The following is a 19,615-nucleotide window of genomic DNA, read 5'->3' as shown; positions in this document are numbered from 1 at the left end:
CGTGACCTGCTCCGCGCATCCAGGAGTGCGAATCGAAAGGGCCGCCGGATCGCGAATTTGCGATGCGGCGGCCCTGGTGACCGTCTGATTGAGCCGTTTGTACGACGCCGCGCCGACGGAGAAAACCCTCGTCCGCGTCGGTCAGCTCATCCGCATCCAGCCCGAAGCAAGCCGGATGCCGGAGGTGTGGGATCAGGCCGGCATCGCGGCGATGGAGATCGCCGGACGGGCCGAGCCGTTCATCTCGCCGTAATGCGGGGCGAAGGACGCGGCGCCCGGCAGCGCGATGACCGAATCGCGGGCGGAAAGCAGCTGCTCGTAGGCGGCGACGTACTTCTTGACCATGCACTCGGCGGTGAAGGCGGTCTCGAAGTGGCGGCGCACGCCGGCGCGGCTCATGGTCTTGACCGTGGCGACCGCGGCGACCGCGTCGTCCATGGTCTCGCACAGGACGCCGCTGACGCCGTCGGCGATGACCTCCGGCACGGAGCCGTTGCGGAAGGCGATCACCGGGGTGCCGGCCGACATCGCCTCGATCATGACGAGGCCGAAGGGCTCCGGCCAGTCGATCGGGAAGGCCAGCGCCAGGGCGTTGCCGAGGAATTCCTTCTTCTGATCCTCGTTGATCTCGCCGATGTACTCGACCAGCGGGTGGTGGGTCATCGGCTCGATGACCTCGTCCCAGTACTTCTGGTCGGCCTTGTCGACCTTGGCGGCGATCTTCAGCGGCGTGCCGGAGCGGATCGCCATCTCGATCGCGCGGTCGGGGCGCTTCTCGGGGGAGATGCGGCCGAGGAAGGCGAGGTAGCCGCCCTTGGCCTCCGGCGAATAGGGGCAGTTCTGGGCCGGGAGGCCGTGATGGATCGTCGACAGCCAGTTGACGTTCGGCGGCATCGGCTCGCGCTGGTTGTCGGAGATCGACACCAGCGGCATCCCGGTGAAAGTCTTGTAGACCGGCATGAAGTCCGGCACGTCGAGGCGACCGTGCATCGTGGTGATGCACTTGTGGTTCAGGTCCTCGAACATCGGGTACTGAAGCAGGTCGATGTGGAAGTGCAGGATATCGAACTCGTGCGCCCGGCGATGGACCTGATGCAGCATCGCGAGGTGGCTCGCGGTGTGGTCGCGGTAGCCGAGCAGGCGCAGACCCTCGGGCGTGCAGGCCGCGAGCTTGGCCGAGGTCTCGGAATCGCCGCTCGCGAACAGGGTGACGTCGTGGCCCTGGCGGACCAACTCTTCGGTGATCCAGCTGACGACGCGCTCGGTGCCGCCGTAGAACTTCGGCGGTACGGCTTCCGAGAGCGGGGCGATCTGGGCAATGCGCACGAAAGGTCTCCTGAGTAGCCAGCGTTTCGGGGATCTAACCCGACCCGGGCTGAGTGGGACATGAACGAAACCCACGGCCAAGGTTATGGTTCCTTGTGCGGTGCGAAGGCAGCTCTCTGTCGGCGTCGCCGCGACTTGTCCCCGGTATCCTCGAAGCCCCTTCGGACCCGACGCGGACCCGACGCGAACCCGGCGGCGCGAACAGCCTGTACGGTGCCGAAGTCGGCCGAAAACACCGAGCCGAGCCATTTGCGGAAACCAAGATCGTAAAATCATAGTTTTGAAGTATTCCAAATCGATGTTGTGCCCTTTGGGCGACGCATCGCGAAGGATCTTGCTTATACGTCGCTTTATTTCGTCCGATCATTGCAAGTACCGCCCATGATCCGCCAAGGGATCGAGCGGGGCCGATCGCCTCCGACACTATGAGCGCGAGCGAGAACGATGGTCTGGGACGGCGGAGATACGAGACGACGACGCGCTGAGACCACCGGTTGCTTGCTGGCCTCGGTGGTCTCGCTGACGGCCGGCCTCGCCTCCGCGGCCGAGGCGCAGACCGCCCCGGCGGCGGACGAGGTCGTCCTGTCGGAGCTGAGCGTCACCGGCGTCAGCGCCGAGCGGGCCGGCGGCCCGGTCGCCGGCTATCGCGCCGCACGCTCGGCCACCGCCACCCGCACCGACACGGCGTTGCGGGACACGCCGCAATCGATCCAGGTGGTGCCGCGCGACGTGCTGGTGGACCAGCAGGACGTCCGCCTCGCCGACGCGTTGCAGAACGTCAGCAACGTGCAGCCGGGCGGCACCCTGCAGGGCCGCAGCGAGACCTTCATCATCCGCGGCTTCGCCACCCAGACCTACGCGATCGACGGCGTCCTGCTGAACCAGGCGAGCAACTTCTACACCGTCCAGCGCGACCTCGCCGACGTGGAGCGCATCGAGGTTCTGAAGGGGCCGGCCTCCGTGCTCTACGGCCGCGGCGAGCCGGGGGGCCTGATCAACGTCGTCACCCGCCAGCCGACCCTGGTGCCCTCGGGCGACCTCAGCATCCAGGGCGGCAGCTTCGGCTTCCGCCGCGTGCAGGGCTCGGTGTCGAGCCCGATCCCGAGCGTCGAGGGCCTGGCGGCCCGCATCAGCTTCGCCGGGCAGTCCGACCCGACCTTCCGCAACTACGGCGGTCGGGACAATTCCCGCACCTTCGTGGCGCCGGCCTTCACCTGGAACCCGTCGCCCGACACCCGCGTGTCGTTCCTCGGCGAGTTCACCCGCACCGACACCCAATACGACGAGGGCCTGATCGCCCGGAACGGGCGCGTGCCCCTCGACGACATCGGCCGGTACTACGGCGAGCCCTTCAGCCGCTACAACGGCACGGCGAATTTCGGTCTGCTCCGCATCGAGCACGACGTGAACGAGAACGTCACCCTGCGCGAGGTCTTCAGCGCCCAGGGCGGCGCCTTCGACCTGATCGCGACCCGCGCGACCGGCCTGACAAACAACAACAGCATCGTGGCACGCCGGGAGACCGCCGTGCGCTCGGCCTACGCCTCGATCGACAGCCAGACCGAGATGGTCGCGAAGTTCGACCTGTTCGGCCTGCGCAACACCGTGCTCGTCGGGTTCGAGTATAACAACGGCTATCGCCATTCCTACACGACGCAGAGCACCGGCTACCCGTCGGTCGGCTTCCTCAACCCGACCTTCGGCTCGGCCGTCGTCGGCACGACCTTGCAGGGCGACCTCCGGCAGAACAACGACCTCTACGGCCTCTACGTGCAGGACCAGGTCGACCTCGGCTACGGCCTGCAGCTGCTGCTCGGCGTCCGCTACGACACCGGAACGCAGTTCTACTTCAATCGGACGCCGACCTCGCGCGCGGTGCCGCCGGACCAGGAGCTGTCGGGAACCTCGCCGCGCGTCGGCCTCGTCTACCGGCCGTTCGATCCGCTGACGCTGTATGCGAGCTACACGACCTCGTTCAAACCGCAGACCGCCAACGTCCTCAACGTCTCGAACCCGGCCCCCGAGACCGGCGACCAGATCGAGGTCGGAAGCCGCCTCGACCTCACGCCGGACCTGACCCTGAGCGCGGCCGCCTTCCGCATCACCCGCCAGAACGTCGCCGCCACCGACCCGGCCAACACCGGCTTCTCGGTGATCACCGGCGAGCAGCGCTCGCAGGGCGTCGAAGCGGACCTGGCCGGCCAGATCCTGCCCGGCTGGAAGGTCATCGGCAGCATCGGGCAGCTCGACGCGCGGATCACCAAGGACACGACCTTCACGGTGGGCAACCGCCTCGTCGGCGTGCCGAGCTTCAGCACCAGCCTGTGGTCGACCTACCAGTTCCAGGACGGCTTCCTGCGCGGCTGGACCGTCGGCGGCGGCATCACCTATGTCGGGCGGCGCACGGGCGACCTGAACAACAGCTACTCCGTCGGCGGCTATGCGCGCCTGGACGCGGCGTTGTTCTACGATTTCGACGAGCACGGCCGCTTCTCGCTGAACGCGCGCAACCTCACCGACCGGCGCTACATCGAGCAGCCGTTCAACCAGTTCAACAACGCACCCGGCGCGCCGCTCTCCGTGCTCGCCACCATCACCGCCAAGCTGTGACCCGGCCTCCGGACGCTCCGGCGGGAACGTCGGGATCGATCGGGCATCCGCGAAGGCATTGAAGCGGAGCGCGGTTTCTGCCATAAGCCGCCCCGCGTGGAACCGCCCGGCCGGTTAGGGCTGCCGTGGCGGTTCATGCTGCTCCACCAGAAGCATCCATCGAGCGCACCCCTCCGGCCATCGTCGGACGGCAGGGGTTTCGCGCAGCGGAGAGCCAAATGCCCAAGCTGAAGACCAAATCGGGCGCCAAGAAGCGCTTCAAGATCACCGGGACCGGCAAGGTCATGTACGCCCAGGCCGGTAAGCGCCACGGGATGATCAAGCGGACGACGAAGCAGATCCGCAACCTGCGCGGCACCACCACCCTATTCGAGGGCGATGCCGCCAACGTGAAGAAGTACTTCCTGCCCAACAGCCGGTAAGCGCTTCACGACCGCCGAGACTGCTTTTTTCGATCCAGGAGATACAACATGGCCCGCGTCAAACGCGGCGTGACCAGTCACGCCAAGCACAAGAAAGTCCTCAAGGCCGCCCGTGGCTATTACGGCCGGCGCAAGAATACGATCCGCATCGCCAAGCAGGCGGTCGAGAAGGGCATGCAGTATGCCTACCGCGATCGTAAGAACAAGAAGCGTACGTTCCGCGCCCTCTGGATCCAGCGCCTGAACGCCGCCGTCCGCGAGCACGGCCTGACCTATTCGCGCTTCATCGACGGCCTGGCGAAGTCCGGCATCGTCGTCGACCGCAAGGCGCTGTCCGACCTCGCGATCCACGAGCCGGCGAGCTTCGCCGTCGTGGTCGAGAAGGCCAAGGCCGCGCTGCCGGCCGCGCAGCCCGCCAAGGCGGCCTGAGCCCCATCCGAGCGACGAACCGGCGAAAGGCGCGGGGCTCCCTCGGGGGCGCCGCGCCTTCGTCATGTTCGCAGACCCCTTGTCCGCCAGCCCGCGCCGCTGCGCCGGGCGGCGACCCGCACGCGATGGGACCGCGATGACCGATCTCGACACCCTCGAAGGCGACCTGCTTGCCCAGGTCGCGTCCGCAGCCGACGAGGCGTCGCTCGAGGCCGTGCGCGTCGCGGCGCTCGGCAAGAAGGGCAGTGTTTCCGAGCTCTTGAAGACGCTGGGCGCCATGAGCCCCGAGGAGCGCAAGGCGCGCGGCCCCCTGATCAACGGCCTGCGCGACCGGGTGCAGGGCGCGATCGCGCAGCGCCGCGAGGCGCTGGCCGAGGCGGCCCTCGAAACCCGGCTCGCGGCCGAGCGCATCGACGTGACGCTGCCCCTGCGCGAGGCGCCGGAAGCGCGCGGGCGCATCCACCCGATCAGCCAGGTCATCGACGAGATCACCGCGATCTTCGCCGACATGGGGTTCTCGGTCGCCGAAGGCCCGGACATCGAGACCGACGAGCTGAACTTCACCGCGCTGAACTTCCCGCCGGGCCACCCAGCGCGCGAGATGCACGACACCTTCTTCCTCGCGCCCGACGCGGAAGGGAAGCGCAAGGTGCTGCGCACGCACACCTCGCCGGTCCAGATCCGCACCATGCGGGCGCAAAAGCCGCCGATCCGGGTGATCATCCCGGGCCGGACCTACCGGCACGATTCCGACCAGACCCACACGCCGATGTTCCATCAGGTCGAGGGGCTGGTGATCGACAAGGCGGCCAACATCGCCAACCTGAAATGGGTCCTGGAAGAGTTCTGCAAGGCGTTCTTCGAGGTCGACGCCGTGAAGATGCGCTTCCGGCCCTCGTTCTTCCCTTTCACCGAGCCCTCGGCCGAGGTCGACATCCAGTGCTCGCGCAAGGGCGGCGAGATCCGTTTCGGCGAGGGCACGGACTGGCTCGAGATCCTCGGTTGCGGCATGGTGCACCCGAACGTGCTGACCAATTGCGGGCTCGATCCGAACGAGTTCCAGGGCTTCGCCTTCGGCGTCGGCATCGACCGCATCGCCATGCTCAAGTACGGCATGCCGGACCTGCGGCCGTTCTTCGAGGCCGACATCCGCTGGATCGAGCATTACGGCTTCCGCCCGCTCGACGTGCCGAGCTTGATCGGCGGGCTGACGGGGTAAACGTCTCGGGAGGTTTCGATGACCGAGTTCGAGGTCCAGACGATCGCACAGCGCGTCCTCGGCGCGTCGTTGCACGGTACGAGTTTCGATGCAGCGCACGTCGAGGCACGTCCCAACTCCGCAGGCGAGGATGCGCTCTTCATCACGGTGCGCTTCAAGCCCGGCGCAGGCGTCACGGGCGGCGGCGTGACCGGCGAAGCCATGGTCGCACTCGGGCACGCTCTGGAAGCCGCCGGCGAACACCGTTTCCCGTATCTGATCTACGCGTTCCCTGACGATCCGCCCCCGTATTCGGACGACGTCCAGGCCGCGGAATGAAGCCTCGCCGGATACCAGGGCCCCTCGTCGCCGACCTGATCGCGACGGCCGAACTGCTCGCCGCGAGTCCCGGGCAGCCGACGTTCCGGCAGGCCTGCATGCGGCGTGCCGTGAGCGGCGCGTATGACGCCGTGTTCCACGCCCCGTGCGCGACCTTTTCCGACGCCCTCGTCGGATGGAGCAAGGCGTCGATCCTGGCGCCGATCTATCGCTCGCTCGATCATGGACCCGTTCTCAAGAAGCTGCGAAGCCGGGAAGCCCGACAGATCGACGAGCGGATCGAACGCGTCGCCTTCCTGTTCGGCAGCCTGCAGGAGCAGCGTCATGCCGCCGATTACGCTCCTCCCTCACCCCTTTTCAGCCGAACCCAGACGTTGACGCTCGTTGCGGATGCGCAGGAAGCCGTTTCTCTGTCGAGCGGCCTCGAAGCGCCCAAGCGTCTGCAACTCGCCATCCTTCCGATCGCGCGACAGCGCGCCGCCTGAACCGAAGCGTCTCGAATCCCATGAAATTCACCCTCTCCTGGCTCAAGGACCACCTCGACACCGAGGCGTCCCTCGACGTGATCGCCGAGACGCTCACCCGGATCGGGCTAGAGGTCGAGGGCGTCGAGGACAAGGCCGCCGCGCTCAAGCCCTACGTGATCGCCAAGGTGCTCAGCGCCGAGCCGCATCCCAACGCCGACCGGCTCCGGGTCTGCAGCGTCGACGCCGGGGACGGAAAGCCGCTCCAGGTGGTCTGCGGCGCGCCGAACGCGCGGGCGGGCATGCTGAGCGTGTTCGCGCCGCCCGGCACCTACGTGCCGGGCAAGGACATCACCCTGTCCGTCGGCAACATCCGCGGCGTCGAGAGCCGCGGCATGCTATGCTCGGGGGCCGAACTCGGCTTGGGCGACGACCACGACGGCATCCTCGACTTGGCCCAGGACGCGCCGGTCGGCACGCCCTACGCCCTCTGGGCCGGGCTCGACGACCCGGTCATCGAGATCAACCTGACCCCCAATCGCCCGGATTGCGCCTCGGTGCTCGGGATCGCGCGCGACCTCGCCGCCACCGGAATCGGCGCCCTGAAATCTTCGGCCGAGCCGCAGATCCTGGGCGAAGGCCCCTGCCCCGTCGCGGTGTCGCTCGACGTGCCGGCGGCGAGCGGCCTCGCCCCGCACTTCGCGCTGCGCTTCGTGCGCGGCGTGACCAACGGTGCATCGCCGGACTGGATGCAGGCGCGGCTGCGGGCGATCGGGCTGCGCCCGATCAACGCGCTCGTGGACATCACCAACTACATGACCTTCGACCGCGGCCGGCCGCTGCACGTGTTCGACGCCGCGAAGGTCGCGGGCGACGTCGTCGTCCGGCTCGCCCGCGCCGGCGAGACCCTGAAGGGCCTCGACGGGCGCGACCACGCGCTCGGCGGCGATATGGTCGTCATCGCCGACGACGACGGCGTCGAGTCGGTCGCCGGCATCGTCGGCGGGGCGGCCTCGGGCTGCGACGCCGCGACCACGGACGTGCTGATCGAATCGGCCCTGTGGAATCCGGCCAACATCGCGCAGACCGGCCGGCGCCTCGGCGTCATCACCGACGCCCGCTACCGCTTCGAACGCGGCGTCGACCCGGCCTCGACGCTGACGGGGCTCGACCGGGCGACGCAGCTCGTCCTCGACCTCTGCGGCGGCACGCCGACCGAGGCGACGGTCGCGGGTGCGATGCCCGAGAGCGACCACGCCATCGACTTCCCCTGGTCCGAGGTGCGTCGCCTCGCCGGGCTCGACCTGTCCCGCGCCGAGATGACGGTGACGCTCGAAGCCCTCGGCTTCCGGGTCTCCGGCACCGGCGACCGGGTGAAGGTGGTGCCGCCGTCCTGGCGGCCGGACGTGGAGGGCAACGCCGACCTCGTCGAGGAGATCATCCGCATCGCGGGCCTCGACCGGATCGAGCCGAAGCCGCTGCCGCCGCTGGCGGGGATCACGCGCCCGACGCTGACCCTGATCCAGAAGCGCACCCGCCGCGCCAAGCGCGCGCTGGCGAGCCGCGGCCTGATGGAAGCGGTGACGTGGTCGTTCATCCCGCACGACGACGCGGTGCTGTTCGGCGGCGGCGGCGCCGACCTCGTCCTGGCCAACCCGATCGCGTCGGAGCTCTCCGACATGCGCCCGAGCCTGGTGCCGGGCCTGCTCCGCGCCGCGCAACGCAACGCCGACCGCGGCTATCCCGACGCGGCCCTGTTCGAGGTCGGGCAGTGCTTCGCCGACGACGCGCCGGAGGGTCAGACCATCCGCGCCGCGGCCGTGCGGCGGGGGTCGGCGAACCTCGCCGGCGGCGGTCGGCACTGGGACGGCACAGCGCCGACCGTGGACGCCTTCCAGGCCAAGGCCGACGCGCTGGCGATGCTCGCGGCGTTGGGCGTGCCGACCGGCGGCCTCCAGGTCGTGGCCGCCGGCGCCGACTGGCTGCATCCCGGCCGCTCGGGCACGCTCCAGTTCGGCCCGAAGAACCAGGTCGGCCACTTCGGCGAGGTGCACCCCCGGGTGATGAAGGCGCTCGACCTGAAGGGCACGCTGGTGGCCTTCGAGATCGTGCTCGACGCGATCCCGGCGCCGAAGCAGAAGCCGACCAAGACCAAGGGCGCCGCGATGCTCTCGGACTTCCAGCCGGTGTCGCGCGACTTCGCCTTCGTGGTCGGCCGCGACGTCGCCGCCGGCGAGATCGTCAAGGCGGCGGCGGGCGCGGAGCGCAAGCTCGTCGCCGGCGTCGAGGTGTTCGACGTGTATGAAGGCGCCGGCGTGCCCGAAGGCTCGAAGTCGGTGGCGATCGCGGTGCGGTTGCAGCCGGTGGAGCGGACGCTGACCGACGCGGAGATCGAGGCCGCGAGCGCCCGGATCGTCGCCGAGGTCGGCCGCAAGACCGGCGCGACCTTGCGCGGCTGATCCCACCCCAACCGAGGCGACCCCGATCATGACCGACGCCGAATCCCTGTGTCAGGCGCTGTCCCTGGCCGAGACCCTGCCCGAGCCGCTGCTGCGGCGCGCGCTCGCAGAGCCGGACCTCGTCGCCGGCGAGACCCTGCGCCTGCTCTCCGAGGCGGGCGCCGGCGCGGAGCTGACGCCCGAGCAGGAGAACCTGCTGTTCTGGGGTGTGCACGTGCTGGCCCACGCCCGCGACGCGCGGCTGCTCGAACCGCTCCTGCGCTTCCTCAAGCAGGACGAGGAGACCGTCGACGCGATCCTGGGCGACGCCGTCACCACGACGCTCGCGCGGATGGTGGCGAGCCTGTTCGACGGCCGGACCGACCCGCTCTTCGCGCTCGTCCTCGACAGCACCTTCGACGACGCCGTGCGCCAGGCCCTGCTCGGCGCCTGCGTCTACCTCACGATCGAGGGCCGGATCGACCGCGGCGCCATGCGCGACCTGCTGGTCCGCTTCGACGACGCGAAGGCGGCCGTCGAGGACGGCATGGGCTGGATCGGCTGGGAGGAGGCGATCGCCTTCCTCGGCTTGCGCGAGCTCGCCCCGCGGGCCGAGGCGGCGCGGCGCGACAAGCGCATCACCGACGAATTCAGCGACGCCGCGTGGTTCAAGGAGACCCTGCGCGAGGCCGAGCGCAAGCCGGACGACCGCGAGCGCCTCGACCCGTGGAACCATGGCTACTTGGACGACCCGATCACTCAGCTCGCCTGGACCCGCGAGGGCTACGGCATGCCGGCGGTCAACCCGTTCAAGGATGTCGGGCGCAACGATCCGTGCCCGTGCGGCAGCGGCAAGAAGTTCAAGAAGTGCTGCCTCGGCAAGGCGGACCAGCGGGACGTGAGCGAGATCGTCAGCCTTCTCGGGAAGATCCCGAACCGCTGAGCGGGTTCGCCTCGTCAAAGGCGTAGCCCAGGGTCTCGAACCGCATCGCGCGGGCGTCGACCATCAGCAGGCGGCCGACCAGCGGTTCGCCGAAATCCGTCACGGCGCGGATCACCTCCATCGCCATCAACGAGCCCATCACGCCGGCGAGCGCCCCGAGCACCCCGGCCTCGGCGCAGGGCGGGACGGTTCCGGGCGGCGGCGGGTTCGGAAAGAGGCAGCGATAGGTCGGGTTCGGGCGGCCGTCCGGCCCGGTCTCGTGGGCGCGGATCGTGGTGAGCGTGCCGTCGAAACGGCCGAGCGCGGCGGTGACGAGGGGCCGGCGCGCTCGGTAGCAGGCATCCGAGACCGCGTACCGCGTGGCGAAGTTGTCCGAGCCGTCGGCGACCACGTCGTAGTCGGCGGCCAGCGCCTCGGCCGACGCGGCGTCGATCCGAATCGGATGCGCGACCACCGCGACGTGCGGGTTGAGGCGGGCGACGGCGTCAGCCGCGCTCTCGACCTTCGGCCGCCCGACGTCCGGCGTGCCGTGGATGATCTGGCGCTGCAGGTTGGAGAGCGACACCGTGTCGTCGTCGACGATGCCGATCGTGCCGATGCCGGCGGCGGCGAGATATTGGATCAGCGGCGCGCCGAGCCCGCCGGCGCCGACCACCAGCACCCGCGCCGCCTTCAGCCGGCCCTGCCCCGGGCCGCCGATCTCCGGCAGCACCAGGTGGCGGGCGTAGCGTTCGATCTCGTCGGGGTTCAGGGCCATCCCGTGCAGATAGGCCGGGGGCCGGATCGGCGAAAGCCTGGATCCACGGAATGCACGGCCCCGGAAACGCAGGGTAGGTTCGCACAAGAAAAGCGCCGCCTCGCTGAGCGAGACGGCGCTTCGGAATCTCGTGACGCGCGCGAACGGATCAGCGCGGCGCCAGGATCATGATCATCTGGCGGCCTTCGAGCATCGGCTCGCTTTCCACCTTGGCGATCTCGGCGGTCTCGGTCTTCACCCGCTCGAGCAGGCGCAGGCCGATGTCCTGGTGCGCCATCTCACGACCGCGGAAGCGCAGGGTCACCTTGACCTTGTCGCCCTCCTCGAAGAAGCGCTGCACCGACTTCATCTTGGTGTCGTAGTCGTGCTTGTCGATGCCGGGACGGAGCTTGATCTCCTTGACCTCGACCGTCTTCTGCCGCTTGCGGGCCTCGTTCTGCTTCTTCTGTTCGTTGAAGCGGAAGCGGCCGTAATCGAGCAGCTTGCAGACGGGAGGGACGGAGTTCGGCGCGATCTCGACGAGGTCGAGGCCGGCCTCTTCGGCTAGCGCCAAGGCGTCGAAGAAGGCGACGACGCCCCGGTTCAGGCCGGTGTCGTCGATGAGCTGCACGTCGCGCACGCCGCGGATGTCCCGGTTGGCGCGAGGCCCGTCCTTCTGCGGGGCCGGCATGGCTCTCATGGGTCTACGAATGGCGGTGTTCTCCTGATGCAACGACGAAACGGCGGCCGCTGGCATCCCGTTCCGGGCTACCCTGACCACCGATCGCTCCGGCCTATCCCGGACAGCTTACCTTGGCCGAACCGTGCGGCAAGTCAACACATGTCGGGGATCGACTCGACACGATGCCGACTTCCGCGACGCGAAAGCCTTTCGTGTGATGTGAAGGTCCGGGGCGAAAAGACAAGCCCCCCAGCAGAACTTCCCGTCGGCGCGCGGTCACGCCGGCCCCGCTCGGCCGAGCAACCCGGCGTAGATCGCCAGCGTGTCGTCGACCATGCGCGCGAGGGAGAAGTTGGCCTCGACATGCGCGCGTTCGCGCCGCGCCAGCGCGTCGCGGGCGCTGGCGCCGAGCGAGAGCGCTTCGGCCAGCGCGCCCGCGAGCGCCGCCGCGTCGCCGGCGGGCACGCGCCAGCCGGTGCGCTGCCCGGCCGGAACCTCGGGGGGGCTGAGGACGGTCTCGGGGACCGCGCCGAGGTCGGACACCACCACCGGCGTGCCCAGCGCCTGGGCCTCGACCGCCGAGCGGCCGAACGCCTCGGGCTCCACCGACGGCACCGCGACGACGGAGGCCGCCCGGAAGGCCGCCGGCATGTCTGTGCAATGCCCGACCCGCCGGACCACGCCTTCGAGCCCGCGCGCCGCGACCAGCGCGTCGAGCTCGCGCTCGTAGGCGACGCGGCCCTGGGGGTCGCCCGCGAGCACGATGGCGAAGTCGCCGACCCCTTGCGCCTTGAGCAGCGCCGCCGCCTCGATCAGGATGCGCTGACCCTTCCAGGCGGTGAGACGCGCCGCCAGCAGCACGACCCGCTCGTGCGGCGCGACGCCCCAGCTCCGGCGCAACGCCTCGACGCGGGCGGCGCCGACCGCCACGGGGGTGAAGGCGGAGAGGTCCGTGCCGCGGTGGATCACCTGCACGCGGTCGCCCGCCTGCTCGGCATGCAGGCGCCGGATCAGGTCGGCGGTGTAGTGCGAGTTGGCGATCACCACGTCGCCGCGCGCCATCACCGAGTTGTAGAGCACCTTCACGCCCGTCCGGCCGGAATAGCTGCCGTGATAGGTGGTGACGAAGGGCAGCTTCAGCCGCCGCGCGGCGCCGAGCGCGACCCAGGCCGGGGCGCGGGAGCGGGCGTGGATGATCTGCACCCCCTCGCGCCGGCACAGGCGGGCCAGCCGGCCGACGTTGAGCGCCATCTGGAGCGGGTTCTTCGAGGCGGCGGGAAACGGCAGGCAGATGCCGCCCTTGGCCTGCAGCTCGCCGACGAGTCGGCCGCCTTCCGTGGCGACCAGCGCGCGCGCGCCGGCCGCGGCGAGGCCGGCTGCGATGTCGACGGTGGTGCGCTCGGCGCCACCCGCATCGAGCTCGGGAATGATCTGGAGGACGCAGGCGCCGGCCAGCGGCGCGGCGTCGCCGGGAAATCCGACCGCCGGCCGGTGATCCTCCGTCATGAGGGATCGCGCGGCGAGAGGGCGCAGGCGGGCCGCGGCCGCAGGGAAGCGTTCATTGTCATAGGATCACGGGTACGCTTTACGGTCTGGTAAACGGCGGCTGAAGACGCGGCGTTCAGGTCGGGAACGCAGGCCTCGACGAAGGCGGGAGAACGGGATGCGGGACGGCACGACGCTGGAGCACGTCACGGTAGGCGAAGGGGCGGACGCACGTCGGATCGCGGTGCGGGTGCGCGACGGCGTCGGCCCGGCGATCGTCTGGCTCGGAGGCTTCCACTCCGACATGGGCGCCACCAAGGCGATGGCGGTCGACGCCTTCGCCGCCGCCGAGGGGCGGCTTTTCGTGCGGTTCGACTATTCCGGCCACGGCGAGTCGGAGGGCGCGTTCGCGGCCTGCACGATCTCGACCTGGCTCGAAGACGCGGAAGCCGTGCTCGCCGCGCACGCACCGGAGGCGCCGGTGCTGATCGGCTCGTCGATGGGCGGCTGGATCGCCTGCCTGGCGGCGCGCAACTGCGCGGCGCGCGGCGAGCCGGCGCCGACCGGCCTCGTGCTGATCGCGCCGGCCCTCGACTTCACCGAGGACCTGATGTGGGACAAATTCTCGCCCGAAATCCGCAGGACGCTGGAACAGGACGGCGTCTGGCTGCGCCAGAGCGCCTACGCTCCGGAGCCCGACGCGATCAGCATGGCGCTGATCGAGGATGGCCGGCGCAACCGCCTTTTGACCGGTCCGCTCGACCTCGGCTGCCCGGTCCACATCCTTCAGGGGATGAACGACCCGGACGTGCCGCACCCGCATGCCTTTCGCATCCTCGAAAGGCTGCCGGCGGCGGGCACGGTTCTCACGCTGATCGCCGACGGCGACCACCGCCTGTCGCGGCCGCAGGACGTCGCGCGGCTGCTCTCGGCGGTGGCGGAGATGGCGACGCCCGCTAGAGCATTTTCCATGATCTCCGGATCACGGAAAATGCTCTAACTGACTGTGTAAACGTATTTTCTTCACGCGAGCCGGCATCCACCTCGCTTGAAAATGCTCTAGTGCAGGCTGACCGGGTAGAGGTCGTGCTCGGCGGCGTTGGCGAGGATCACCTCGCGCGAATCCGCGAGCAGGATCGGGGCGCCGCTCGCCGACAGCAGGGCGAACAGGTCGAGCCCGGGGGTGAGCTGCGGCGCCTGCGGGAAAAGGCGCATCACCTCGTCGGACCGGATCGAGCGGACGTAGGCGATGTGGCCTTCGCCGAGCGCCGCGAGGTCGGCGGCGTTGAACTCGGCCGGGTCGAGGTCGGCGGCCGTCAGCGGGGAGGTGGTGAGGTCGGTCATGTCGTGCCCTCCTTTCGAGGCAGAGCAAACAGCCCGGAAACGATCCCGTCTTGATCGAACCGATCCGGCGATCGTGGGCCTGAATCGAATGTGGGGTGTTTCGCCGGCGGATCAATCGCGCTCGAGGATGGCGATGCGGCGCACCACCCGCTCGGGCTCGGGACGGGCGAGGTCGATCGAGAGCAGGCCGTTCGACAGGTCGGCACCCAGCACCTCCATCCCGTCGGCCAGCAGGAACGCCCGCTGGAACTGGCGCGCCGCGATGCCGCGGTGGAGGAACAGCCGCTCCTTGTCGTCGACCTGACGCCCGCGGACGACGAGCTGGTTCTCCTCCAGCATCACGTCGAGCTGGTCGCGGGTGAAGCCGGCCACCGCCAGGGTGATGCGGAGGCGGTCCGGCTCCTGGTCGGTGCGGACGAGGCGCTCGATGTTGTAGGGCGGGTAGCCGTCGTTGGCGGCCTTCGAGACCCGGTCCAGCGCCTGCTCGATCTCGTCGAATCCGAGCAGGAACGGGTGTCCGAACGGGGATGGACGGGTCATCGGCAACGCCCCTGTGGAGGCCCCGTGACCGGAATGCCGGCGGGCACCTCGTTGCGGGGCCCGCAAGCGGCACCCCTTCCGGACCATCGATCCGGCCCGGAACGATATGGTCGAGCATGCCCGCCCCATCAAGAGAGCCGCCGGCCGCGATCCCACCAGGCGGCCGGGCAGATCCGGCAAGGCAGGCCGGGACCATTCGGCAAGGATGCACGCCGCAACGCGAGATGTATTCGTAACAGTTTGGAACGGCTCTGATTTTCAGCGCCGCTCTTGATCCTTGCCCTGCACCTCGGATACTTCCGCCGCGCAGGCACATTGCATTCCGCTCTTGCGGGAGATCGCGCCGGGGCGCGCATCTTCGCGAGGCCGGACGACCGCATCGCCCCTTTCCAGACACGCGCCGAGGCCGTGGTCCGAGGGAGGGTCCGAGACGGCGATGCGATGGCGCCGGTCCTCTCGGCCGCCCGCTTCGCGGCCGCGGCCGTCCGCTTCGTGCCTCGCGAACCGGATGGACCCGGCGGCAGACGAATTCGACACGGCGCGGGGCGCCGGACGGGCCGCCCGCGGAGCGGAGGATGGGAAGCGTTTCGATGGCTCAACAGATGCTCGGGCGAGGCGTCCCGCTTAACCGGCTCCGCATCAGGCGGCTCGCCCTGGACACCGCCGCCTGCGTGGGGCTCTCCCTCGTGCTCGCGTCCTCGCTCGCCGTGTCCGCGATGGCGCAGGATGCGCCGGCCGGCGAGAAGGCCGCGCCGCTCAAGCTTCAGCTCAACCGGCTCGAATCCGTCGAGGATTCCTGCCGGGCCACGATCGTCGTCGACAACAGCCGCGGGGCTGCGCTGAAGTCGTACAAGCTCGACCTGTTCGCCTTCGACACCGACGGGATCGTGCAGAAGCGGGTCGCGGCCGAGCTCGGGCCGATCCCGGCCCGCAAGACCACCGTCAAGATCTTCAACTTCCCCGGGATCGCCTGCCCGAAGCTGAGCCGGGTGCTGCTCAGCGACGTGCTCGCCTGCGAGGGCGGCGACGCGACCCGCGAAGCCTGCCTCGAACGCACCGAGACCGAGACCAAGGCGAACATCCCGTTCGACCGCTGAGCCGAGCCGGCCCGGCGCGCGACGCCGGCCGCCCCTGAGAACCGATACCGGCCGGCGGCCCAGAGCCGCCGGGCGGCCCGCGGCCGTCGCCGCACCCGAACGACCTTGCAAGGAACTCGCAATGGATCCGACCTCCGCCCCGATCGACGCCGGTCACGACTTCTCGTTCGTGGGCCTGTTCCTGCAGGCCGACCCGATCGTGAAGGGGGTGATGATCCTGCTGGTGGTCGCCTCGCTCGCCTGCTGGACCGTGGTGTTCGAGAAGGTCGTCCGCCTCGCCGCCGCGCGGCGCCAGGCCAAGGCGTTCGATGCGCTGGTGCGCTCGGGCGGCAGCCTGGAGACGGGGATGCCGGGCATCGCCGGCCACGTGGTGAAGGCGGCTCTGGACGCCTGGCGCGACCAGGACGCCTCGGAGACCCGCGCCGAGCGGCGCGACCGGATCGAGCGCGCCATGCGCGGCGCGTTGACCCTCGAGGTCAAGCGCCTTCAGAACGGCCTGGCGCTGCTGGCGACGTCGGGGTCCACGGCGCCCTTCGTCGGCCTGTTCGGCACGGTCTGGGGCATCATGAACTCGTTCTCGTCCATCGCCCGCAGCCAGGACACCTCGCTCGCCGTGGTGGCGCCGGGCATCGCCGAGGCGCTGTTCGCCACGGCGATCGGCCTCGTCGTCGCGATCCCGGCGGTGATGGCCTACAACAAGCTCGCCAACGACGTCGGGCGGATCCAGAGCACCTTCGTCTCCGGCATCGGCCTGCTCGGCAACCGCCTCGCCCGCGACCGCGGCGTCCAGCACCGCGCCGCCGCCGAATAGCCGCGCGACCATCCGAGACCCGCGATCCCGGCCCGCTCAGGCGGCCGGGCCTTCCATTCCCGACGCGGCCGCCCCTTGGGGGCCCGAGCCGCCGACCCCGGAGGACGCCGCATGGCGATGGGTTCGATCCGCGCGAGCGGTTCCGGCGACGACGACCTCGACACCGCTCCGATGTCGGAGATCAACGTCACGCCAATGGTGGACGTCATGCTGGTGCTGCTGATCATCTTCATGGTCGCGGCGCCGTTGATGACCACCGGCGTGCCGGTGCAGCTCCCGAAGACCGCAGCCGCCAAGGTCGCGCAGTCGCAGAAGCCGGTCGAGGTGACGATCGACAAGGACGGCAAGCCCTCGATCGCCAAGGAGGTCTTCACCAACGAGACGCTGGTGCCGCGCCTGCGCGCCATGGCGGCCGAGAACAAGGACCAGGTGATGCTGGTCCGCGGCGACAAGGACGTGGCCTACGGCAAGATCATGGAGGTCATGGGCCTCGTCGGCCAGGCCGGCTTCACCAAGGTGTCGCTGATCGCGCAGTCTCCGGGCGGACCTGCTCCGGGCGGACCGGCTCCGGGCGCCCCCGCCGCCGCGCCGGCGAACGGGGCGGCGCGGTAAGCCATGTCCGCCATCGTCGACACCGGGCCGGACTCCCGCTCGTCGGGGCTCGTTCCCGCCTTCCTCGTCGCGCTCGCCCTGCATCTGGCCGCGCTGGCGGGCCTCGCCCTGTTCAAGCTGACGCCGCCGACGCCCCCCGGCGAGCAGCAGATCTCGATCGACCTCGCGCCGCTGATGACCGACGCGGACACGCAGGCGCCGAGCGAGACCCAGGCGAGCGAGGCCGCCCCGCCCGAGACCAAGCCCGTGGACGAGCCCGCCGAGGCGGAGCCGACCAAGCCGCCGCCGGACGCCGCCGAGGCCAAGCCCGACGAGGCGGTGGTCGCGCCCCCGCCGCCGGCCACCGTCGCGGAGGTGCCGCCCGACGCCGTCCCGGTCGAGCCGGAGAGCCAGGTCATCACCTCGCAGGCCGAGCAGGCCGAGCCGCTGGCGCCCCCGCCGCCGGTGGTCGCGCAGGCCCCCGAGCCCGCAAAGCCGGCCGAGCCGGAGAAGCCGAAGGTCGACCTCGCCAAGCTCAAGGCCGAGCGCGAGGCGAAGATCCGGGCGCAGAAGCGCCAGGAGCAGATCGAGGAGGCGCGCCGCGAGGCGATCGAGGAGCGCAAGGAGGCGATCCGCGAGGCCAAGGCGAAGGCCGCGCGCGAGGCGAAGGCCAAGCAGGCCCAGGCCCGCGCGGGCGCCGAGACCCGAAGCTCCGCTTCGTCCTCGCGCGAGAACGCGGCAGGCCGGGCCTCGGCCGGGAGCGATCCGAGCGCGATGCGCCAGTGGACCGGCGCGATCAGCTCGGCGATCCACGGCCGGATGAACCCGGGCGCGGCGGCCGGCACCGCCGGCGGCACGGCGATGGTGCGCTTCACCGTGCTGCGCTCCGGACAGGTCACGAGCGCCGGCCTCGCGCGCAGCAGCGGCGTCGGCCAGATCGACAGCGCGGCGTTGGGCGCCGTGCGCGGCAGCCTGCCGGCCGCGCCCCCCGGCGTGACCCAGTCGAGCCTGTCGGTGACGATCCCGCTCAACTATCGCGTGCGTTGAACAGAGGAAAACGCCGCCGGCGCAAGGTGCCGGCGGGTCTGACGGGCGGCTTCGACGACGCCCGAGGCTACGACGGCACGGGAAAAGTCGCCGTGACTTGCCGTCCGTGCCGCCGCGGCATTCGCCATCGGGGCGCCCGACATGCTACACCACCTTGAGTTCCGCACGCCGCGACGGGTTCGCGGCGGACCGGCGGAGACGATGCGAACCGGCCGCCCACCTGTCCTCGGGTCGCGCCGAACCCGCCCATTCCGACGACCGGGAGCGCTCCCTTCGCACGTGGAGCGCCCTTGGCGCGACGGCACCGGCAGGGACGAAAGGAATACGATGAGCGACGAGATCGATACCGGCGCGGACACCGAGGACGAAGTCCGCACTCCGGAAGAGGAAGCCAAGCACAAGGCCGAGGAGCGGGCCGAACGCGCGGAGCGGGCCGAGCGCATGCAGCGCGAGGGCGCCCAGGCCATGGCCGAGCACATCGCCTCGATCAAGGCCGTCGACGAGCGCACCGTGCGCCTGCGGGCGTTGCGCCTCGCCAAGGAGGCCTCCGACGCGCAGGCGAAGGCCGCCGAGGTCAAGCCGCTGACGAAGGCCGCCGCCGCCAAAGCCGCCAAAGCCGCTGAGAAGGCGGCCGAGAAGGCCGGCGCCGAGAAGGCCGCCCCGAAGAAGAGCGCGGCCAAAGCCGCCAAGAAGGCCTGAGGCGCGACCATGGCCTTCGACCGGACACGCCGCATCACCGATCCGCGCCAGGCGGCCGAGGCCGCCTTCAAGGCGGCGACCACCGCCAAGCCGGCCCCGGCCCCGGCGCCCGCGGCGGCGGCGCCGGCACCGCGCCAGCCACAGGCCGCCCCGGGTGCGCGCGAGTCGGTGACGTTGCGCATCGACAGCGCCGTGCTGGCGCACTTCCAGAAGGACGGCCCGGGCTGGCAGGACCGCATCAACGACGCCCTCAAGGCGATCGCCTCGGCCTGAAACACGCCGGATCATCGGATTTTCGGTTGATCGGCTCGGTGAGTACGGCGCCCGTTTTCCCGGACGGGTGAGGCGTCAGCGGAATGCGATCCGGGACCCAGCTCGGGACGTCGCGAAGCGTCGAAACCCTTGCGCCGTACA

Annotated in this window: 21 protein-coding genes; 15 read left to right on the top strand and 6 right to left on the bottom strand. The window is 70.2% G+C overall.

The window, feature by feature from the left end; all coding sequences use genetic code 11:
• Window positions 1–192: 192 nt before the first annotated feature.
• The gene (locus MFF13_RS02710) at window positions 193–1,326 is read right to left on the bottom strand and encodes a glycosyltransferase family 4 protein (RefSeq protein WP_238270743.1); all 1,134 of its coding nucleotides are present in this window, start codon (window positions 1,324–1,326) and stop codon (window positions 193–195) included.
• Window positions 1,327–1,770: 444 nt separating this feature from the next.
• Here MFF13_RS02710 and MFF13_RS02705 point away from each other — a divergent pair, with 444 nt between their 5' ends.
• From MFF13_RS02705 to MFF13_RS02670, 8 genes are all read left to right on the top strand, one after another.
• A complete protein-coding gene (locus tag MFF13_RS02705) occupies window positions 1,771–3,936 on the top strand; it encodes a TonB-dependent siderophore receptor (protein WP_373322473.1) in 2,166 nt (721 codons plus the stop codon).
• 218 nt (window positions 3,937–4,154) lie between these two features.
• The gene (gene rpmI / locus MFF13_RS02700; protein WP_018044555.1) at window positions 4,155–4,358 is read left to right on the top strand and encodes a 50S ribosomal protein L35; all 204 of its coding nucleotides are present in this window, start codon (window positions 4,155–4,157) and stop codon (window positions 4,356–4,358) included.
• Window positions 4,359–4,406: 48 nt separating this feature from the next.
• The gene (gene rplT / locus MFF13_RS02695; RefSeq protein ID WP_147751300.1) at window positions 4,407–4,787 is read left to right on the top strand and encodes a 50S ribosomal protein L20; all 381 of its coding nucleotides are present in this window, start codon (window positions 4,407–4,409) and stop codon (window positions 4,785–4,787) included.
• 136 nt (window positions 4,788–4,923) lie between these two features.
• A complete protein-coding gene (pheS, locus tag MFF13_RS02690; protein WP_147761432.1) occupies window positions 4,924–6,006 on the top strand; it encodes a phenylalanine--tRNA ligase subunit alpha in 1,083 nt (360 codons plus the stop codon).
• Window positions 6,007–6,024: 18 nt separating this feature from the next.
• Window positions 6,025–6,324, top strand: a complete 300-nt coding sequence (locus tag MFF13_RS02685) for a hypothetical protein (RefSeq protein WP_238270742.1) — start codon at window positions 6,025–6,027, stop codon at window positions 6,322–6,324.
• On the top strand, window positions 6,321–6,809 hold the full coding sequence (locus MFF13_RS02680) for a hypothetical protein (RefSeq protein WP_147761434.1): 489 nt from the start codon (window positions 6,321–6,323) through the stop codon (window positions 6,807–6,809). The genes MFF13_RS02685 and MFF13_RS02680 overlap by 4 nt, the downstream gene beginning before the upstream one ends.
• 20 nt (window positions 6,810–6,829) lie before the next feature.
• The gene (pheT, locus tag MFF13_RS02675) at window positions 6,830–9,247 is read left to right on the top strand and encodes a phenylalanine--tRNA ligase subunit beta (protein WP_147814048.1); all 2,418 of its coding nucleotides are present in this window, start codon (window positions 6,830–6,832) and stop codon (window positions 9,245–9,247) included.
• A gap of 28 nt (window positions 9,248–9,275) precedes the next feature.
• On the top strand, window positions 9,276–10,169 hold the full coding sequence (locus MFF13_RS02670) for a DUF1186 domain-containing protein (protein WP_238270740.1): 894 nt from the start codon (window positions 9,276–9,278) through the stop codon (window positions 10,167–10,169).
• Here the strand turns inward: MFF13_RS02670 and MFF13_RS02665 are convergent.
• From MFF13_RS02665 to MFF13_RS02655, 3 genes are all read right to left on the bottom strand, one after another.
• A complete protein-coding gene (locus MFF13_RS02665; protein WP_147814046.1) occupies window positions 10,138–10,926 on the bottom strand; it encodes a HesA/MoeB/ThiF family protein in 789 nt (262 codons plus the stop codon). The two genes, MFF13_RS02670 and MFF13_RS02665, sit on opposite strands and share 32 nt — an antisense overlap.
• 148 nt (window positions 10,927–11,074) lie before the next feature.
• Window positions 11,075–11,596, bottom strand: coding sequence for a translation initiation factor IF-3 (gene infC / locus MFF13_RS02660; protein WP_238270738.1), 522 nt, complete (start codon window positions 11,594–11,596; stop codon window positions 11,075–11,077).
• A gap of 267 nt (window positions 11,597–11,863) precedes the next feature.
• A complete protein-coding gene (locus MFF13_RS02655; protein ID WP_147761438.1) occupies window positions 11,864–13,093 on the bottom strand; it encodes a glycosyltransferase family 4 protein in 1,230 nt (409 codons plus the stop codon).
• Between the two features lie 157 nt (window positions 13,094–13,250).
• Here MFF13_RS02655 and MFF13_RS02650 point away from each other — a divergent pair, with 157 nt between their 5' ends.
• The gene (locus MFF13_RS02650; protein WP_147761439.1) at window positions 13,251–14,072 is read left to right on the top strand and encodes an alpha/beta hydrolase; all 822 of its coding nucleotides are present in this window, start codon (window positions 13,251–13,253) and stop codon (window positions 14,070–14,072) included.
• A gap of 59 nt (window positions 14,073–14,131) precedes the next feature.
• Here MFF13_RS02650 and MFF13_RS02645 read toward each other — a convergent pair whose 3' ends face one another.
• On the bottom strand, window positions 14,132–14,416 hold the full coding sequence (locus MFF13_RS02645; protein WP_147754492.1) for a BQ00720 family protein: 285 nt from the start codon (window positions 14,414–14,416) through the stop codon (window positions 14,132–14,134).
• 111 nt (window positions 14,417–14,527) lie between these two features.
• Window positions 14,528–14,956 carry an Hsp20 family protein gene (locus tag MFF13_RS02640; RefSeq protein ID WP_147754493.1) on the bottom strand — a complete coding sequence of 143 codons (429 nt, stop codon included), beginning with the start codon at window positions 14,954–14,956 and terminating at the stop codon, window positions 14,528–14,530.
• A 602-nt stretch (window positions 14,957–15,558) separates the two neighbouring features.
• On the opposite strand from MFF13_RS02640, the gene MFF13_RS02635 reads away from it, so the two are divergent.
• From MFF13_RS02635 to MFF13_RS02610, 6 genes are all read left to right on the top strand, one after another.
• On the top strand, window positions 15,559–16,053 hold the full coding sequence (locus MFF13_RS02635) for a Tat pathway signal protein (RefSeq protein ID WP_147761463.1): 495 nt from the start codon (window positions 15,559–15,561) through the stop codon (window positions 16,051–16,053).
• A gap of 121 nt (window positions 16,054–16,174) precedes the next feature.
• Entirely contained in the window at window positions 16,175–16,864 is a 690-nt protein-coding gene (locus MFF13_RS02630; RefSeq protein ID WP_147754494.1) for a MotA/TolQ/ExbB proton channel family protein, read from the top strand.
• A gap of 111 nt (window positions 16,865–16,975) precedes the next feature.
• Window positions 16,976–17,476 (top strand): protein TolR, encoded by a 501-nt coding sequence (tolR, locus tag MFF13_RS02625; protein ID WP_238270728.1) that lies wholly within the window; start codon window positions 16,976–16,978, stop codon window positions 17,474–17,476.
• 3 nt (window positions 17,477–17,479) lie between these two features.
• Entirely contained in the window at window positions 17,480–18,502 is a 1,023-nt protein-coding gene (locus MFF13_RS02620) for a TonB family protein (RefSeq protein ID WP_147761441.1), read from the top strand.
• A 327-nt stretch (window positions 18,503–18,829) separates the two neighbouring features.
• Window positions 18,830–19,201, top strand: a complete 372-nt coding sequence (locus MFF13_RS02615) for a hypothetical protein (RefSeq protein WP_147754411.1) — start codon at window positions 18,830–18,832, stop codon at window positions 19,199–19,201.
• A 9-nt stretch (window positions 19,202–19,210) separates the two neighbouring features.
• Window positions 19,211–19,474 (top strand): BrnA antitoxin family protein, encoded by a 264-nt coding sequence (locus tag MFF13_RS02610; RefSeq protein ID WP_238270726.1) that lies wholly within the window; start codon window positions 19,211–19,213, stop codon window positions 19,472–19,474.
• Window positions 19,475–19,615: the final 141 nt, after the last annotated feature.

The organism is Methylobacterium cerastii (assembly GCF_022179125.1).
GTDB classification, from domain to species: Bacteria; Pseudomonadota; Alphaproteobacteria; order Rhizobiales; family Beijerinckiaceae; genus Methylobacterium; species Methylobacterium cerastii.
This window is presented reverse-complemented; position numbering and strand designations above follow the sequence as displayed.

Excerpts from the sequence above, each read along its gene's own strand:
- MFF13_RS02705 (WP_373322473.1), top strand. The coding sequence starts at position 1,771 with ATGGTCTGGGACGGCGGAGATACGAGACGACGACGCGCTGAGACCACC.
- rpmI (WP_018044555.1), top strand. The coding sequence starts at position 4,155 with ATGCCCAAGCTGAAGACCAAATCGGGCGCCAAGAAGCGCTTCAAGATC.
- rplT (WP_147751300.1), top strand. The coding sequence starts at position 4,407 with ATGGCCCGCGTCAAACGCGGCGTGACCAGTCACGCCAAGCACAAGAAA.
- pheS (WP_147761432.1), top strand. The coding sequence starts at position 4,924 with ATGACCGATCTCGACACCCTCGAAGGCGACCTGCTTGCCCAGGTCGCG.
- MFF13_RS02685 (WP_238270742.1), top strand. The coding sequence starts at position 6,025 with ATGACCGAGTTCGAGGTCCAGACGATCGCACAGCGCGTCCTCGGCGCG.
- MFF13_RS02680 (WP_147761434.1), top strand. The coding sequence starts at position 6,321 with ATGAAGCCTCGCCGGATACCAGGGCCCCTCGTCGCCGACCTGATCGCG.
- pheT (WP_147814048.1), top strand. The coding sequence starts at position 6,830 with ATGAAATTCACCCTCTCCTGGCTCAAGGACCACCTCGACACCGAGGCG.
- MFF13_RS02670 (WP_238270740.1), top strand. The coding sequence starts at position 9,276 with ATGACCGACGCCGAATCCCTGTGTCAGGCGCTGTCCCTGGCCGAGACC.
- MFF13_RS02665 (WP_147814046.1), bottom strand. The coding sequence starts at position 10,926 with ATGGCCCTGAACCCCGACGAGATCGAACGCTACGCCCGCCACCTGGTG.
- infC (WP_238270738.1), bottom strand. The coding sequence starts at position 11,596 with ATGCCGGCCCCGCAGAAGGACGGGCCTCGCGCCAACCGGGACATCCGC.
- MFF13_RS02655 (WP_147761438.1), bottom strand. The coding sequence starts at position 13,093 with ATGACGGAGGATCACCGGCCGGCGGTCGGATTTCCCGGCGACGCCGCG.
- MFF13_RS02650 (WP_147761439.1), top strand. The coding sequence starts at position 13,251 with ATGCGGGACGGCACGACGCTGGAGCACGTCACGGTAGGCGAAGGGGCG.
- MFF13_RS02645 (WP_147754492.1), bottom strand. The coding sequence starts at position 14,416 with ATGACCGACCTCACCACCTCCCCGCTGACGGCCGCCGACCTCGACCCG.
- MFF13_RS02640 (WP_147754493.1), bottom strand. The coding sequence starts at position 14,956 with ATGACCCGTCCATCCCCGTTCGGACACCCGTTCCTGCTCGGATTCGAC.
- MFF13_RS02635 (WP_147761463.1), top strand. The coding sequence starts at position 15,559 with ATGCTCGGGCGAGGCGTCCCGCTTAACCGGCTCCGCATCAGGCGGCTC.
- MFF13_RS02630 (WP_147754494.1), top strand. The coding sequence starts at position 16,175 with ATGGATCCGACCTCCGCCCCGATCGACGCCGGTCACGACTTCTCGTTC.
- tolR (WP_238270728.1), top strand. The coding sequence starts at position 16,976 with ATGGCGATGGGTTCGATCCGCGCGAGCGGTTCCGGCGACGACGACCTC.
- MFF13_RS02620 (WP_147761441.1), top strand. The coding sequence starts at position 17,480 with ATGTCCGCCATCGTCGACACCGGGCCGGACTCCCGCTCGTCGGGGCTC.
- MFF13_RS02615 (WP_147754411.1), top strand. The coding sequence starts at position 18,830 with ATGAGCGACGAGATCGATACCGGCGCGGACACCGAGGACGAAGTCCGC.
- MFF13_RS02610 (WP_238270726.1), top strand. The coding sequence starts at position 19,211 with ATGGCCTTCGACCGGACACGCCGCATCACCGATCCGCGCCAGGCGGCC.